This window comes from Coprococcus sp. RTP21204st1_G4_RTP21204_210225 (assembly GCF_040915385.1).
GTDB classification, from domain to species: Bacteria; Bacillota; Clostridia; order Lachnospirales; family Lachnospiraceae; genus Allocoprococcus; species Allocoprococcus comes.
The window spans coordinates 1-16038 of the sequence record NZ_JBCPDP010000007.1; the positions used below are offsets into that span (position 1 = coordinate 1).

Below are 16038 nucleotides of genomic sequence, written 5' to 3' on the forward strand. Positions count from 1 at the left end.
GTCTACAACTTGGAAAATACTCTAAGGAATTGACCTAATTATCTAAGTTTCATGTCCACACTATAGGGTCCATTATAAACGAATTTGTTGATCTGTTTTTAATTTCTGAAATTCTAAATCAACTATATCTGCATATTTCGTTGATTAGCTTTGAATTTTACAGTATCTAAGTCAATAAAATATTCTTATTCTGTTGACTTGTTTTTGAGTTTTATAGTATCTAGATCAATAATAGTTCCTTATTTCGTTGATTCATTTTCGGCTTTTAAGTTTTGCAATCATTTTTTTCAGTATAACGCATGTAAAAATGTGTATCAATGAAGCAAAAAATAAATATGAAAAACTGTAAAAAATATTGCCATCAATAAAAATCATATATATGATATTTATAAAGAACAAAGGAGGTTTAAAATAATGCCTATGAAAAAAAGATTATCCAGTTCCATTGGTACTATTATTGTTCTCTGTGCGATAATCATAATATCGTTGCAGAAATATCAGCCGGACAAAGAAGTAATTACTACTTTCATATATGAATGGCTAAATGACGATTCCAGGGCAGAGACAGAATACAAAAAAATTCTGGAAACCGGAAGTGATAATCAATCCTTATCTCAGCCTTTGCAAAAATACTTCATAACAGAAGCGGCATTCCAATCTTTCTTAAAGACATTTTATTATTTACCAGTAAAAATTCTGCAACAATACGATTCCTACAATTTAATAGACATTAACATAACAAAAGAATCTAATAGTTACTTTGTAAAAGTAGACTTAGAATTGATAAAAGAAGAAAAATCAAAGAATCATTCCATCACAATAAAAATTCAAATGGATCATAAAAAGTTTACCTATTTTACCATCACAGAAGGAAAAGAAATTTAACACAAATAAGCGGTTGAAAGATAAGAAACAAATAGGATATAATAACCCATAGATATTCAGGAAGGGAGGAAATCTTTCATGCAAAAAGTAATCAGTATCGGAAAACAGAATTTTGTATCTCTTCGGGAGAATGATTGTTTTTATATTGATAAAACAGATCTGATCTGTAAGTGGTGGGAATCAAAAGATGAAATTACTTTGATCACCAGACCGCGTAGATTTGGAAAAACATTGAATATGAGTATGCTGAATTGTTTCTTTTCCAATCAATTTACAGGACGGGAAGACCTTTTTAAAGGATTGGCAGTCTGGAAAAAGGAAAAGTATCGTAAAATGCAAGGAACCTATCCGGTAATTTTTCTGAGTTTTGCCGCAATTAAAGGCAGTAATTATGAAGATGCCAGAGATGGGATTATCATGGCGATCAATGAAGCCTATTCAGAACATAGGTATCTGCTTGAAAGTAATGAACTTACGGATGGTGAGAGGAAATGCTTTGAAGAGTTAGATTATTATGCAAAAAATCCAGGAATCAAAAAACAGGTGGCAAATGATACAATCTGTAATGCGGTAAAAAATCTGGCAAATTGCCTGAGCCGGTATTATAAAAAGAAAGTTATTATTTTGCTGGATGAATATGATACCCCGATGCAGGAAGCTTATCTCTATGGATATTGGAAAGAATTTACAGCATTTATCAGAAGTTTATTTAATGCAACGTTTAAGACAAATCCATATTTGGAAAGAGCAATGATGACAGGGATTACACGCGTGTCGAAAGAATCTGTATTTTCAGATTTAAATAATCTTAACGTTGTAACAACGACATCAACGGAGTATGAAACCTGTTTCGGATTTTCGGAAGAAGAAGTATTTCAGGCGTTAGAAGAGCGTGGGATGAACAATCAGAAAAAGCTTGTAAAGTCCTGGTATGATGGTTTTGTATTTGGAAATACGCATGATATCTATAATCCTTGGTCAATTACTAATTTTTTAGATAAAAAACAGGTCCGTCCTTATTGGGCAGATACCAGTTCAAATAGTATGATTGATGAACTGATTCGAAAAGCTTCCACAGACATCAAAGAAAAGATGGAAGAATTGCTGCAGGGAAAAGAAATCGTAGTTAATTTTGATGAACAAATCGTATTTGAGCAGCTTGATCAAGGTGAGAATGCAATCTGGAGCCTGATGCTGGTAAGTGGTTATCTGAAAGCAGAGCAGATAGAATATCGGGGCGTTTTGTTAGAGCCATGGTATCATCTGCGAATCACCAATCTGGAAACAACAAACCGGTGGCATAGCAAAGGAACCAATTAAAGAAATGGTATCATCTGCGAATCACCAATCTGGAAACAACAGCAATGTTTACAACTATGTTTAAAGGATGGTTCGCAAAGAATCAATCCAATTATAATCAGTTCATGAAGGCATTATTAAGTGATGATATAGATGCTATGAACTATTATATGAATCAGATTATAATGACAACATTCAGTTATTTTGATGTAGGACAAAATGAACCGGAACGATTTTATCATGGATTTGTTCTGGGACTCATTGCGGATCAGACTGATATCTATGAGATTCGGTCGAACAGAGAAAGTGGTTTTGGACGTTATGACGTGATGATGATTCCTAAAATAAAAGAAACAAAAAAGTATCCGGCGATTATTATGGAATTTAAAGTGAGAAATATAAAAAGAGAAGAGATTCATCATTATGGTTTTGCATTTGAAGGAAAAAAAGTATTGATAGGATAAAAAGAAGAAAGTCAAACTGCTATTGCGATTTAAAACTTTTTCATATAGCAGTTTGACTTTATCCGTTTTATAGATTAATGTAAATAAAATCCCAGATCCAATATACATTCCGGAGGCAGATATTCTCGCGGAATATTCACAAGTGCAGTAATTTTCCATAAGATACCAAATCCAATCAGAATGAGTAGCATTCCTCTGACACATTTTCTATAATCTCCGGCAGGAAACTTATACAAATCTTTAATTCCAAAAGCAAAGATAAAAATTAAAATCAGGACGGTCATTCCAAACAAAAAGAAAAAAGATTTTTGCTTTTCTAAAATACGTCTGTTTTCACCAGACTGTTTTTTATGTTCCCCTTCCTGATCGATGGTGACTTCATCTCCATCTTTTAATGGATATGTAGACCATTTTATGATCTGCAAAAGTTGTCCTTTTTCATCTTTTTCTTCCGGAAGAAGAATACTATCTGCGGTTATGGAAAGAGGATCGACAGCCTTTGAAAAGGCGAGAAATTTTGTTCCGAATACTCCTTCTTGCTCTGCCAGATAAAAAATCATATTTGTATCGGTATTATAGCAACTTTTGGGAATACGGATGGTAGAATTAAGCTTTTCTTCTTCTGTCTGACTGATCGTTGCAATCTCTACAGGTATCTGCATCCATTTTTCTATACGGATGGATAAAATAGTACAGATCATTAAAGAAATCAGGATCATACATCCGGCATTCCAGGTTTTCTTTTTCATCATTTTATCAACTCCATAAAATATCTTTTAGTCCATCCGTCAATTCTGTATTGTAATATAAAAAGAAAAATGTCACTGGAAGTAAACATAGTAGACCACAGACGGATTGAATTCCAACAGCATTTTGATTGAGTGATGCGAGAAAAACAGAAAGGGGATAGTCGGTTTCTTTTTCGAGAAAAAGGATAGGCTGTTCAACCATATTCCAGCTTTCATTTAAACTTAATATAAATTTTTGATTATCTTTTCATATCTTCTTAAATGTCCGCAAAGCCTTATTTTATCAGCTTTACGGGCATTTCTCTTTTCGGCTGATACTTCCAAACAGCTACGTTTCATCACGTTTTCTCACGGTCAATCGTGGTAAATATCGTGGTAAAACTTTAAGCTATCATGCTTCTTAATTCTGCCTTGACGTTCTCTATGGACGCATGGGCGTACAGGTTCAGCGTGATACTGATGTTTGCGTGTCCCATGATATACTGTAAACTCTTAGGGTTCATGTTCCTGTTCGCAAGTCTGGTACAGAACGTATGACGCAGGATATGGGGCGTTATCTTTGGTAAGCTGTCCTCATGGCTCTTGTTATATTTCTTTCTCAGATTAGCGAAAGTAGAAGTATAATAGGCATTCGTCATAGGAAAGCCTTTCCCGTTCAGAAAGAGGAAACCACTGTACCCGTCTATCTCTGTCGGCTCTGCCTTTGCCTTGTTTGCCATGACACGCTCAAATGCCTGTTTCACTTCCTCACTCATGGGAACATCACGCACACCGCTTTTTGTCTTTGGTGTTTCGATATAATAGCCCGTTTCCTTGCTGGATAATAGCTGGTGGTCTACATGGATAACGCCGTTTTCAAAGTCTATATCCTGCCTTGTCAGTCCGCACAGTTCCGAGATACGAAGCCCTGTCTTTAACAGTATTACGATTGCGTCATAATACTTTTTATATACCCTGTCCCTGCTGGCAAAGGACAAGAGCCTTTCTTCCTGTTCCTCGGTCAATGCCTGCCGTGGTGTCCTGTCGTCCTCTATGACCTCATTCAGCTTGAAATCAAAGGGGTTCTTCCTCACGAGGTCGTCCGCTATGGCAATGCGGAATGACGCATTTAACGAGCGTTTATAATTGCTTATGGTCTGATAAGCATAGCCCTTGTCTTTCATGCGTAACGCCCATTCCTTAGCGTCTGAAAGGCGTATGCTGTCAATGCTCCTAGCCCCCAGTATATCGCCCTCTAATGTCCGCATGAGCTTTTTCCTGCCCTGTCTTGTGCTTTCCTTTACGTTGGCTCTCTGGGCGTTCTGTTTGGCGTATAGCTGGCACAGCGTCATTTTTCCGCCTGTTGTGTCGATACCGTCCTGTAAATCCCTTTGTATCTCCGTTTCTAATTCCCTTAGGGATTTCCCGTCCCTCTTGCCTTTAGGTACGAGGTCTGTCGGCACAAGTTTCCATGAATAGGCATACCTTGTCTTTCCTGCCTTGTCCACATATTTGTATAAGTATCTTCCGTCTGCTCGCTGGCTCTCTCCTGTCTTTAAGAGGCGACCTTTACTGTCCCGTCTTTTTTCCGACATTTCTTATCTGCTCCTTTCGTAAGAAAGAGCCTTGATATGACTTACTGAAATAATATCACATACAAGGCTCTTTTGCATTAGATTGCGTCTGTTTTATCCATAAATTTCTCAAACTGTTTTTTCTTAATCAAGATACGGTTGCCGTTCATCACATACCAGTCGCCGTGTCGGTTTTCTTCTACCAATCGGCGTAGCTTGTTCTGTCCGATTGTGAAGTATCTTGACGCTTCCTCAATGGTAAGGGTGTATTTTTCCCATACAGGAATATCAATCTTTTCGTTCATCATGCCACCCCCCTACCTGTTCTTTGTGTCATACTGGACGTAGGGTATCAATTCTGTCCTGTCTATCCGCTGTAAATGGGCGGTCAGCTTGCTGGAAAGGGAAGTGCTGTACCTTGCCTTATCTACCATATCCCCGACACGTTCCAGCCCACCTAAAGCGTCATGGGATTCGAGGAAGTAAAAGCCTTTGACAGCGGATATGACACCACCCTCTGTAAGCCACTGTTGCGTTTCTTCAAGGGAATTATGCGGTGTGGGTACATGGAGTTTTAAAAGTTCCACAGCCCCTAAAAAGCGTTGCCAGAAACGGCACGTTTTCCACCTGCTCTTGTTGCTCTCATTCCTGTTTGCTACGACAAAACGCAGGTTGTCCGCCAGCAGTCCGAAAGCCAGTTCCCCAATCTCCAGCGGTCTTGCCTGAAATGCCATAGCAAAGGCATGAGCCTTTTCATCACGCAGTTGCATTTCCGTCCGTTTCCAACTCCCGACTTCATCAAGCGTCCTGTTGTATTTGCCGCACACTTCCTTGTCCTTGTCATAAAAGCGGTAGGAAAGCCCCGATTTTCCAGCCCCGATATAGACGGTCTTTGCGGTGTCAAAATCATCAAACTTGCTCTCGTCAAAATGGTAGCCCTCACTGTTGGCGATAAATTCCTCTTTTTCACATTTCTTCTTTATCTGCTCTATGGTAAAGAACGGCGTTTCGTTCCTGTCGTCAATGGCAACGTCCAGCCTTGTGAAATGGTAGTTTCCAGCCCCATATCTCCTTTCACAGCGTCCGAACATATCCCCAAAGGTCAAGCCGTTGTTATCGAGGATACGGAAAATATCATCACACCCCCTGCCTGTCATCACGAGATAACAGCCCAGCCCTTGTGGGTTGTCCTCTGTCTTTTTTGCGTCGCCCGATACATAAATATCTCCGATTTCCCAACGCGCCTGATACGTCTTAAATTTGACCGTTGCAGGATAGACATTAAAAATATCGGTCGGCAAGCATAAAATGTGCCGTATCACATCTTCTGCCGTTGCCGTATCAAAGACAATGCTGATGTAATCAATCTTGACGGATAAATTTTCATGTGTTGCGATAGTGCATTACTCCTTTCGTACTCCCCGTTTTTTTGCGGGGTAAAAATCGTGTTTTGTCCTTTATTTATCACAGTTTCTAGGTACTATGACATGTATGCGCAGGGCGGTGTTACATATACGCCCTGTACGGAACGCCTACGGCGTTCCTTTTCTTCCTGCACCAGCCCCGTTCTTAACGCTCACGAGCCTTTGGGAGGCTCGTGGCTAAACGGGGCAGGCACAGGAAGAAACACCGTTTTCGGTCGGATAGTCCATGCCTATTCATGCTATCAAAGCGAAAATAACTCTTTTCTATGCCTACTCAAGCGTGTGATTGACCTCATTGTGCTTAATCACTATATCCTCCATGATAATAACGCCGTTAGAATTACTTGTCAAGAACTTTTTCTTGACTTTTTCGGCTATAATAAGTATGATAGGCTTATAAAGGAACGAAAAAGCCGGGAAAGGAAAAGATATAAGAAGTTATGGAGCATGACACAAAGAAAATAAATTTTTTAGGGGAGAACATACAGACCATAAGAAAACACAGGAAAATGAAACAGCAGGAGCTTGCGGACGCCATCGGTATCAATATGCAGAGCCTTTCTAAGATTGAACGAGGGGTAAACTATCCCACCTTTGACACGCTGGAAAAGATAATGGACGTACTGGAAGTAACACCGAATGAATTGTTGTCGGGAGAATGGAAGTTTGTCCAACAGGCGGAAAAAGAGGTATGCAAGTTTTTACGGACGGAAGAACGCCTAAATGCAGAACTGAAACACGGACACTATGATAACTTCTTTGACAGTGAAGAAGAATGGCTAGAGTATGAGTTGGAGCAGTTGCGGAAATACATCACAGACTATATCAAGGGAGAGGACATACAAGCGTCCGACCTTTACCCTATCAAAACATTTATCCAGCACTTGAAATTTCAGAAAGTATTAGACCGTTATGATGATTTATACAGCATGGATATGTTCGGGGAAAGCACAGACGGACACAAGTACGGTACACCTTATCAGGTTGTAAAGAGGATAAATCCCAACTCAAAAGAAGATATGGAGCTGTTGCGGGAAGTCTTAAAGGACAGCCATTTTGACAACGGGGACGAGTAGCCTTTTTCCTCTTGCAAAAAGATACAGCAAACAAAAAGCCCAGATCAAGAGTGCAAGCACCACTTCTAAAGAAGTGGCAGGCTCTTGACAGGGCTTTTTCTTTTCTGTTTATGGCAGACAAGAGAAAAAAGGATAGCTATATTGTATAGTTTCTCTAATAATTTTAGAGCAATGAATTTATCACAGGTACTTCGTCTTTTCATTGTAAAAGTACAATCGTGGAAAGCACTAATATTGGCACTTTGATTTTGTGCATTATGCACAAAATATGATAGCAACAAAGAGGTCATATATAAAATAGAAACAAAAATAACTTGACATTTAATGAAATATATGTTATGTTGAGGTTAGTAAAAACAGTACGTGACATAAAACTATCAAAAAGTAAAAAAGAGAAAGGAGGTTTATCGAATGAGAGCAAAGAAGTTGAGAACGAAAGTAGTTGGTCTTGTAGCAGCAGTTATGGTTGTCGGCGCTCCACTTACAGCGTGGGCTATTGATGTAGCGGGTGGAGATTTGTACTACAATGGAGGGCAAACAGACACCATTGTATATTCCGAAATTGGGCGTAAAGCAGGTATTAGTCGCAACTACATGGTAAAGGCAACTGTAAAGGTCGGCGGAGATACATATACCAGTGGATTCAAGTCAAACTACGCTTACAAAGATGCAAAGAGAGTTTGGTGGGCGAACGAAACATCTTATTATGATTATTATCCATATTAAGTAAAATAGTTCAAACACCTAGGGCGGGGCTATTTGTCCCGCCCTATTTTATACATTTCTTCAAAGAAAGGGGCGTATGTTATGAAAAAATTTTTAAAGATTTTTATTTTCCTTGAAGTCATACTCTTTGCATATATTTTTAATACTTCTATTTACAACATTTATGAAAAGAATAACATTGCTACTGAGAATTTAAAAGGGTATGTTTTAGAAGAAACATCGCCAGAAATTCTCGACAAATTTTATACAATATTTACAGAAGAATATTCTCAAAATAAATTAGAACTCATTAACAATACGCTCACTTCCACAGATAAATCTGTTTATGATTTATATTGCTATCCATTAAATGAGTTTACACAAAAACAGCCTATATCTTCCTCTATTTTGTTTCAATATCATGAATTGCAAAAGGAAGATTTTTTAGATAGTGTTGGTGTATTCTATACAGATTTACCAGCTAACGCAATTAAAGAGATAGCTTCTCAACTGTCCGTCGCAATAAATAACTTTGAAAATGACGCTATTCCGTATAGTATGGTATTAGAATTGAATCTTCTGAATTTTGTAATCTTATTTATTGTACTTCAAATCATATACTGTATTTATACGTCTTATAGTTTGAAAAAAATAGGTATTAAAAAAAGCATGGGCTTTTCTACTATACATATTTTAAAGGAGCAAATTACCAGTGTAATAAAATATTTTGCTGTAATATGTTTAGTATTACTGTTCTTGCTAAATTTATATTACGCATTAACAAACAGATATGATTTTTCTTATTTAGCAACAAGTGTACTGTTCTTTATTGGTGTTTTAGCTATAAATATACTTTGTGTTTTAATTACAAGTATTTTAATTAAGTTTGTTTCTTTAGAGGCAATGATAAAAAATAAGACTTTAAATAGCGGCACAAATATTGTAGTTCAGGCTATAAAAATAATTTTTTCGGTAATAATCGCTATCACTATTATTTCATTGCTGAATCAGGGGAACTCATTTAGACAAAGCCAACAAGCTGTTTTAGATTATAAGTATCTGGACGGATATTATACCGCTAATGGTTTTAATTCATCGGAGTATGATTATGCGTTAGCAAACACAGACATATTAGAAAAATATTCTGAACAAACATTAGAGATGTATAATCATAACCATTCACTACTATGTGATTTTAGGACAGACGGTGGTTTGCAGACATCACGCCCCTATTATGAACAACAGCTTGTTATTGCAAATAGAAATTATCTGAATGAATTTTCAAATATCCAGCTCAGTGGAAAACCATTGGGAGAAGATATATTTAGTGAACCAACAGTATTAGTTCCACATAAATATAAGAATGATGAAAATTCTATTAGCGAATATATTAAGCAAGAATATTTCCGATTGATGAATTACAATCAATTTTATGGAATACCGGGAGAAGAAAAAACTATTGATAAATTTAATGTTGTTTATATAGACGATGATTCTACGATAAAAGTCAATACAGAAAATGGTTTTTCGGATATGGCTAATCCTGTTATCATTGTTGATACGGGCAATTTTGCAGGACTTTACTATTTGGATTCTTTAAATACAAGGTGTTTATTTTTTCAAATGGAGTCAAGAGAAGATTTTTCTTCTTTGTTATCAGAATATGATTTAGAGCAATTAGTTACAGCTGGAACATTACTTACACCTTATTTAATGCAACTTGAAAATGTGACATTCGTTCTTAAAACACTCACTATGTTTACGATTGTCTTTATAGTGTCTTTACTGTTTATTTTGTATATTTCAAATTATGTGGACATTTTTGTAAATCGAAAGAGATATGCGGCAAAAGAGATTTTAGGATTCTCTCATTTTAGGACACTGAAAAATCGGTATATTTTTTGGGGAATCGAAATAATTATATCAGGCGTATTAACTGCTATAAATTATTATTTTGCTTGCCTTTTTGCGATTATACTTATTGACTACATATTCTGCGAATTGCTTTATAGAATTTATATCTCAAACGCTTTATATGAGATTGAAAAGGGGGCATAAGTATGTCATTGATTACATTAAAGAACGTCAAAAAAGAATATGGGAAAAATCAGGTTCTATTTGAAAATTTATCTTTAGAAATAGAAAAAGGCGAATTTGTGGGGCTTGTAGGGAAAAGCGGGGCAGGTAAAACGACACTTTTAAATATAATAGGATTGATTACTGATATATCCGAGGGAACAATCACTATTGATAGTCATAAAAATTTGTCCATGAACGGTAAAAATGCTATGATTTTGAGAAGATATACAATAGGCTATCTATTTCAAAATTATGGACTAATAGAAGATGAAAGCGTGTTGTGGAATTTAAAATTAGCTCTTGAATATAAAAAAGTAAAAAAAGAAGAAAAACTGAAACTAATCAATAAGTATTTAAAGCAATTTGAGCTAAGTGACATGCTTAACAAAAAAGTATATCAGTTAAGCGGTGGAGAGCAACAGCGAATTGCAATTATTAAATTGATTTTGCAAGGAAGTCAGATTATATTAGCTGATGAACCAACTTCTGGACTTGATAAAGAGAACGAATTGATAGTGATGAAACTTTTGAAAGAATTAAATGAAAAGGGCATTACTATAATCATGGTCACTCACAACATGAATTTGTGCGATTGTTTTTCCAGAGTTATAAATGTAGAAAACTTTAGATAGTTTGTTAAAGGGAGATACGCGGTTTTATTATACGTGCAATCTCCCTTTATATTTCGTCATATCAAGACTCATATTCAATTATGGTAAATTCGTGGTAAAACACTTATTTTTTCAAGTGATGAACAGCCCTTAAATGCTGTATTTATGCGGATAATCGGATTTTCTATATCAAGTTTCTGTAAATACTAATATAAATAATGTGATAACGGCAGGTTTTGAATTTGGAACTATAATGTAGCGAATCATTTGTAGCTGATTTACGCCATCCATTCTTGCGGCATCAAGTGTAGAATCTGGGATTGCCTGGAAAACGAAAGTAAGCCATACAGTTCCAAAAGGTGAAAATATTGCAGGGATTATCAAAGCTTTCCAACTGTTTAAAAGTTTTAGTTTTTCTAATAAAATATAATTCGGCAGCAGTGTTACCTGAATCGGTAAAATCATAAATAGTGCAAATAGTATAAACCAGAATTTTTTCAGAGGAAAAGAATATTTTGCAAATGCTGTTCCTGACATACAGGAAAAAAGGGTTTGTCCTGCCGCAATCATCAGACACATGGCAAGGCTTCTCCAAAATTTTATCAGATAATCAGGTTTTGCCAGAAAAACTTTATAATAATTCATCAGAGAAAATCCGGTATCTGAATGAAAAACTGAAAATACAATCAGATAGATAATTGGAAATAAAAAAATAAAGGCTATGATCGAAAAAACAAAGAGCCGGGTGTACTGTTTGTACTTATGCATCGGCAGTCCTCCTCTTTAGAAAATAGTATATCATATAGATAAGACCACTTAGAAAAAGAATAAATACGGTAATAATAGTTGCACTGGCGGAAACCTTTTGGTAATTCAGATTTTGTAAATTATTATTCATAAAATGTTGTAAAAAATAAATACTGTTGTCTGGATGAGTTCCGCCAAGTAAAAAGGCTTCTCTGTAGCATTTAAACGCATTCATTATGGAGAGTATTAATGTAAAAAGGATAACCGGAAACAATATAGGACAGGTAATATAATAAAAGCTCTGCCATTTTCCGGCTCCGTGAAGACTGGCATATTCATAATATTCTTTCGGAATCATCTGAAGTCTGGAAGAATAAATGAAAATATAATATCCAACAAATTTCCAGAAATATAAAATACAGATGATCCAAAAAGCGCTTGAGGTATGAAGCCAGTCTTTTTCAGGAAGATAAAAAAAGTTTAGTATCAGATTCAAAAAACCATTATTTTTGAAAAAAAACTGGATGACTAAAACTATAGATGCGATTGGCATGATGATTGGATAAAGAAAAGAGAGTCGGAAAATTTTCTGACCTTTCGTAATCTGTTGTAAAATTACAGAAATACAGAGAGCTGTCCCTAAAGTAACTGGTATTGTAACAAGCATATATTTACAAGTGTTTTTTACTGCCAGTAAAAACATTGTATTTTTAAATAGTTCTTTATAATTATCAAGACCTACAAATTCGCGTTTTCCGATACCAAAAGAAACAGAATACCACAAAACAATCAAAAATGGGATCAGATAAAAGAAAAGAAATCCTGATATTGCAGGGAAAGCCAGTAAGAATCCCTTCTTCTTTTTTTTCATTGCATCACGCTCGCTTTCACTTAAAACTATTCTGTCACCTGTGTATGATAATCATTCCATGCTTTGTCTGCTAAAGCCGAAAGCTTATCTTGCCATATCTTTTTAAAATCAGTTTGCGGACCATATAATAAACTACTATTTTCTATAATCTCTTCATAAATAAAATGTTCAACTTCTGTCGGAAAATATGCTCCTTCTAAGGACTGAAATGCTTTTATAGCTAAATCCTGTTTTGACTGATCTAAGAAGGACAGTTTTGTACGGATGGCAGATACTTGTACCGGATAATCTGTTCCAAGGACACCATTTGCGCTTAGTGACATTCCATTAGTACTAGTTGATTCCTGAATTACGTTATTTAAAAAATACATTAAGAAGTGATAAGCTTCTTCTTTATAATCAGATGCCATACTTACAGCACCAAAGCAACGAATGGCAGCCATTTTTTTTCCCTGAATATCAGGGATTATGTCTATTTGCGTTGTGTGTTCGTTTATGTCATCCAAAGATGAGATTAAAATATGCGAAGAGCTAGTATCAGTATTATTTGTCTTTTCATTTTCTAAATAATCTTGTTTAAATAATAAGTATTCTAATGCGAAATTACTCCACTTTTCCTTATCAAAGAAAATCTGACCGGAATTGTAATCCGCAGCAGGTTGAAACCAGTTACCACTGATATTATCTAATTCGAATAGTGCATTTTTCAGAGCGTGGTCAGAAGAACTTTTTATATTTGAAATCCAATCTTCTAAGGTATCATTTTCCTGTGTATAATCAAGTACAGTATCGGAGATTAACATATTATAGTGGCAGGAAAGAGGAAGAATATATTGTCTTTCCTGATATTGACCGGGGAGAAGAAAAGACGGATTATAGTTTTCCTTTTGCCAATAAGAATCTTTTTTCATATATTTATCCAATGAGGCGAATACACCACTTTGCATTGCCTTATAAGGATTTTCAAAAAGAGGTTCGTTCATCTGCGCAGCTCCATCGGTGGAACAGTTAACAAGATATAAGTCAGAACCTTTTCCAGACATGATCTGTGTACGGAGTTTCTGAATTTCTGCAGATCTTTTATCAGGATCAGGAGATAATATTTTAATTTCAAATTCCAGAGAGTTATTTTTGGATGTGGCATATTTTACAGCATCAAGAACCTGCTCCTTAAAAGCAGGTTCTATAACAATAGAGAGTGTTTTGGAGACATCTTTATTTAGCTTTGTACATCCGGATAATCCAATTGAAAGGATGAGGAGTGGAAGAAGATAAAATTTAAAATTGAACATTGGTATGATCCCTCCTTAAAAATTACAAAGTATAATTGATTGAATTTAAATGATGTATATGTCTTGGTATCTGAATTTTAACACAAAAATAAAATGATGTCAAAAAATATAAAGGAATTTTTTGAAAATGAAGTAGTTCGTATGATTTTGTTGATTTTCGAAGAATACCAGAGGACGCTTGCATTTCAAAAAAATACAAGTTATCCTTAAGAAGATGTACAAAGGAGGAAAAGAAGATGCAGCTTGCAACAGCAATGAATCTAAGAAAAGCAATGGATGAGGAAACCAAAAGAGAGCGGTTCGCTTCCTGGTACAGCACACTGCCCGGAATCCCGGCACATGAAAAAGAGATCATAGAAAGGTCTTTAAAATATAACGTGTGGAAAGAACTCATAAAACTCTTTGTCGTTTATATGATCCTTTCACTGGTATGGTTTTTCGGAGCCGGTCGGTATGATCCGTTTGAAAGTGTAACAGGATATTCTCTCATAGGAAAAAAGAGCGTAATTGGAGTTGTGCAAGAGGATGGCGAGTCATTGCGTTTGAAAAATCCGAATAAAGGCGAGCATGTAAGTTACACACTTGCAGAACTTGGAATGGATCCGATCAAATATTCTTATGGCAGTCGGTTTCAGACATACTGGGAAAAAGAAAAGAATGGGGAATATCAGTTACTTGCGGTATTGCCGGAAAAGCAGGTATCGAAAATAGAAGGTCTTTATTATGGCGTAATGGGAGTCGGATATTTTGCAATTCTTATTGGCGGGATTTGTGCGTTTTTTATCCGGAGAAAACGATATACAGGATGGTTTTTATCGTTCTATTACAGGCTGGAAAAGTTTTACTCAGAATATGGTGTATGGCAGAAATACAGTGTTGAAAGAGGTTATGACACGGTCGATGCGATTATTGCTTACGGAAATGAAAATCCGATATATTTTGTAAACGAATTTTCGAATATCCATCTCACAAAAGAGGAAGTAAAGAAAAAGAAATCAAAGCTTGCCATGGTCTGGCTAACATCAATAGCGGTTATGGCTGGGATTATACTTGTTATTTCACTGTATGTGAATATTACGTCAGCGATCGAGTGCAGGCAAAATGAGGCAAGGACAGCAGCAGTTTTAGAAAAGCTGCAGAATGCGATCGATGAAAAAACGACAGGTCTTGGTGACAAATCGGAATATTACAATTATGCGGACATGATCGACCGGGCAAGGGATACATTCCCGGAAGAAGATATCTACTACAAGCTTCAGACAACGGAGGATTATGTCACGATAATTGTCACAACAAAAAAGAAACAAAATGTCTGCTTTGACCGGTATGTGCCGGTTCAGGGATCAATTGGTGATGAGGATACAGAGTATAAGCTTGAGATTGCCATGGTATCGGATGCGATGCAGCCGGACGACATTTTACATAATTATACAGGGATACTTAAGATAAAGTAAGGTAATGGCAAAAAGATGATTCTGCGAAAGGACGAAGGAGAAAATTTATGAAAAAGAAAAGATTTGCAATGGCAGCAGTATGCGCAGTCATGACTATAGCGCTTGCGGGATGCAGTATGCTCAGCTCCAAATTGAACGATATTACAGGAAAATTAGTGGGGAATTCGTACACGATCACGACCTATGATAATTACGGGAATCGTGTAATGACAACTACAGGAGACAAGATCAATGTGCAGGGAAATGCAGTGGAAACTTCAAGCTATGATTCAGACGGTAATGTTATCACAGGATATGAGCTTTCCTCTGTCATTACGATTACAATCGATGGAAAGGAAATCGAGAGTTGTGGTGATACCTGTATTTTTGCGCAGGACGCGTTGAAAGCGGATGTGGATTTTACGCAGGAGGATATTGAAAGCAATGCAAGCGGTAAGATTACAGACAATACTGCGTTCGCAGGTGTCCTGAATAAGTATAAAAATATGTTTGGAAAAGCCAGAGTTGTTGTTATCAAATCCCAACTGGGACAGCCGATCGTAGCGTATAGTGGAGAAGATGTGTACTGGGAAATCCCGGATGATCTGCCAAAGTTTACGAAGTTGATGATCGATGGGAAAGCGCTGTACATACACCGGGCGAATTTCCAGATCATTGATAAGAGTTTGTTGGAATCCAACTGATAAATTTACTGTGGTGAAATTTCACGGCTGATATAATCAAAGCATGGGTGCTATCATAACGGTGGTGGTTAGTCTTTTTTCAGAGGGACTGGTAAAGCAGATGTATTTTAACTTGCATTTCCCGAAAATACAAGTTATCCTTATCT

16 protein-coding genes are annotated in these 16038 nt (G+C 36.3%); 9 read left to right on the forward strand and 7 right to left on the reverse strand.

Annotated elements, in window-relative coordinates:
- The first annotated feature begins 414 nt into the window (after window positions 1-414).
- The 3 genes from AB5213_RS08240 (at window position 415) to AB5213_RS08250 (ending at window position 2648) form a co-directional block, all read left to right on the forward strand.
- Window positions 415-885, forward strand: a complete 471-nt coding sequence (locus AB5213_RS08240; protein WP_055246762.1) for a hypothetical protein — start codon at window positions 415-417, stop codon at window positions 883-885.
- Between the two features lie 78 nt (window positions 886-963).
- Window positions 964-2205 carry an AAA family ATPase gene (locus AB5213_RS08245; protein WP_368276588.1) on the forward strand — a complete coding sequence of 414 codons (1242 nt, stop codon included), beginning with the start codon at window positions 964-966 and terminating at the stop codon, window positions 2203-2205.
- Between the two features lie 44 nt (window positions 2206-2249).
- Window positions 2250-2648: a PD-(D/E)XK nuclease domain-containing protein gene (locus AB5213_RS08250; RefSeq protein ID WP_368276589.1), complete on the forward strand. Its 399-nt coding sequence runs from the start codon at window positions 2250-2252 to the stop codon at window positions 2646-2648.
- A gap of 74 nt (window positions 2649-2722) precedes the next feature.
- Here the strand turns inward: AB5213_RS08250 and AB5213_RS08255 are convergent, their stop codons facing one another.
- The 4 genes from AB5213_RS08255 to AB5213_RS08270 form a co-directional block, all read right to left on the reverse strand.
- Window positions 2723-3400 carry a hypothetical protein gene (locus tag AB5213_RS08255; protein ID WP_173687151.1) on the reverse strand — a complete coding sequence of 226 codons (678 nt, stop codon included), beginning with the start codon at window positions 3398-3400 and terminating at the stop codon, window positions 2723-2725.
- Between the two features lie 380 nt (window positions 3401-3780).
- Window positions 3781-4971 carry a site-specific integrase gene (locus AB5213_RS08260; RefSeq protein WP_101629279.1) on the reverse strand — a complete coding sequence of 397 codons (1191 nt, stop codon included), beginning with the start codon at window positions 4969-4971 and terminating at the stop codon, window positions 3781-3783.
- 77 nt (window positions 4972-5048) lie between these two features.
- Window positions 5049-5255: an excisionase gene (locus AB5213_RS08265; RefSeq protein ID WP_101629282.1), complete on the reverse strand. Its 207-nt coding sequence runs from the start codon at window positions 5253-5255 to the stop codon at window positions 5049-5051.
- Window positions 5256-5267: 12 nt separating this feature from the next.
- Window positions 5268-6317 carry a replication initiation factor domain-containing protein gene (locus AB5213_RS08270; RefSeq protein WP_257963366.1) on the reverse strand — a complete coding sequence of 350 codons (1050 nt, stop codon included), beginning with the start codon at window positions 6315-6317 and terminating at the stop codon, window positions 5268-5270.
- A gap of 497 nt (window positions 6318-6814) precedes the next feature.
- Here AB5213_RS08270 and AB5213_RS08275 point away from each other — a divergent pair, with 497 nt between their 5' ends.
- The 4 genes from AB5213_RS08275 to AB5213_RS08290 all read left to right on the forward strand — a co-directional run bounded on the left by AB5213_RS08275 (window position 6815) and on the right by AB5213_RS08290 (window position 10866).
- Window positions 6815-7450, forward strand: a complete 636-nt coding sequence (locus AB5213_RS08275) for a helix-turn-helix domain-containing protein (protein WP_101629280.1) — start codon at window positions 6815-6817, stop codon at window positions 7448-7450.
- Between the two features lie 411 nt (window positions 7451-7861).
- Complete coding sequence (locus AB5213_RS08280; RefSeq protein WP_009243730.1) at window positions 7862-8176, forward strand: hypothetical protein; 315 nt, start codon at window positions 7862-7864, stop codon at window positions 8174-8176.
- Between the two features lie 81 nt (window positions 8177-8257).
- A complete protein-coding gene (locus AB5213_RS08285) occupies window positions 8258-10213 on the forward strand; it encodes a hypothetical protein (protein ID WP_101629281.1) in 1956 nt (651 codons plus the stop codon).
- Between the two features lie 2 nt (window positions 10214-10215).
- On the forward strand, window positions 10216-10866 hold the full coding sequence (locus AB5213_RS08290) for an ATP-binding cassette domain-containing protein (protein ID WP_009243732.1): 651 nt from the start codon (window positions 10216-10218) through the stop codon (window positions 10864-10866).
- 168 nt (window positions 10867-11034) lie between these two features.
- Here AB5213_RS08290 and AB5213_RS08295 read toward each other — a convergent pair whose 3' ends face one another.
- From AB5213_RS08295 to AB5213_RS08305, 3 genes are read right to left on the reverse strand one after another with little or no spacing between them, the layout of a single operon-like run.
- Window positions 11035-11613 (reverse strand): carbohydrate ABC transporter permease, encoded by a 579-nt coding sequence (locus tag AB5213_RS08295; RefSeq protein ID WP_368276590.1) that lies wholly within the window; start codon window positions 11611-11613, stop codon window positions 11035-11037.
- Window positions 11606-12463 carry a carbohydrate ABC transporter permease gene (locus AB5213_RS08300; protein WP_008374422.1) on the reverse strand — a complete coding sequence of 286 codons (858 nt, stop codon included), beginning with the start codon at window positions 12461-12463 and terminating at the stop codon, window positions 11606-11608. The genes AB5213_RS08295 and AB5213_RS08300 overlap by 8 nt, the downstream gene beginning before the upstream one ends.
- A 26-nt stretch (window positions 12464-12489) precedes the next feature.
- Window positions 12490-13755 carry a hypothetical protein gene (locus AB5213_RS08305; protein WP_368276591.1) on the reverse strand — a complete coding sequence of 422 codons (1266 nt, stop codon included), beginning with the start codon at window positions 13753-13755 and terminating at the stop codon, window positions 12490-12492.
- Window positions 13756-13991: 236 nt separating this feature from the next.
- On the opposite strand from AB5213_RS08305, the gene AB5213_RS08310 reads away from it, so the two are divergent.
- Both AB5213_RS08310 and AB5213_RS08315 read left to right on the forward strand, forming a co-directional pair.
- Window positions 13992-15209, forward strand: a complete 1218-nt coding sequence (locus tag AB5213_RS08310; protein WP_173685889.1) for a hypothetical protein — start codon at window positions 13992-13994, stop codon at window positions 15207-15209.
- A 47-nt stretch (window positions 15210-15256) separates the two neighbouring features.
- The gene (locus tag AB5213_RS08315; protein ID WP_173690289.1) at window positions 15257-15892 is read left to right on the forward strand and encodes a DUF5052 family protein; all 636 of its coding nucleotides are present in this window, start codon (window positions 15257-15259) and stop codon (window positions 15890-15892) included.
- Window positions 15893-16038 lie beyond the last annotated feature (146 nt).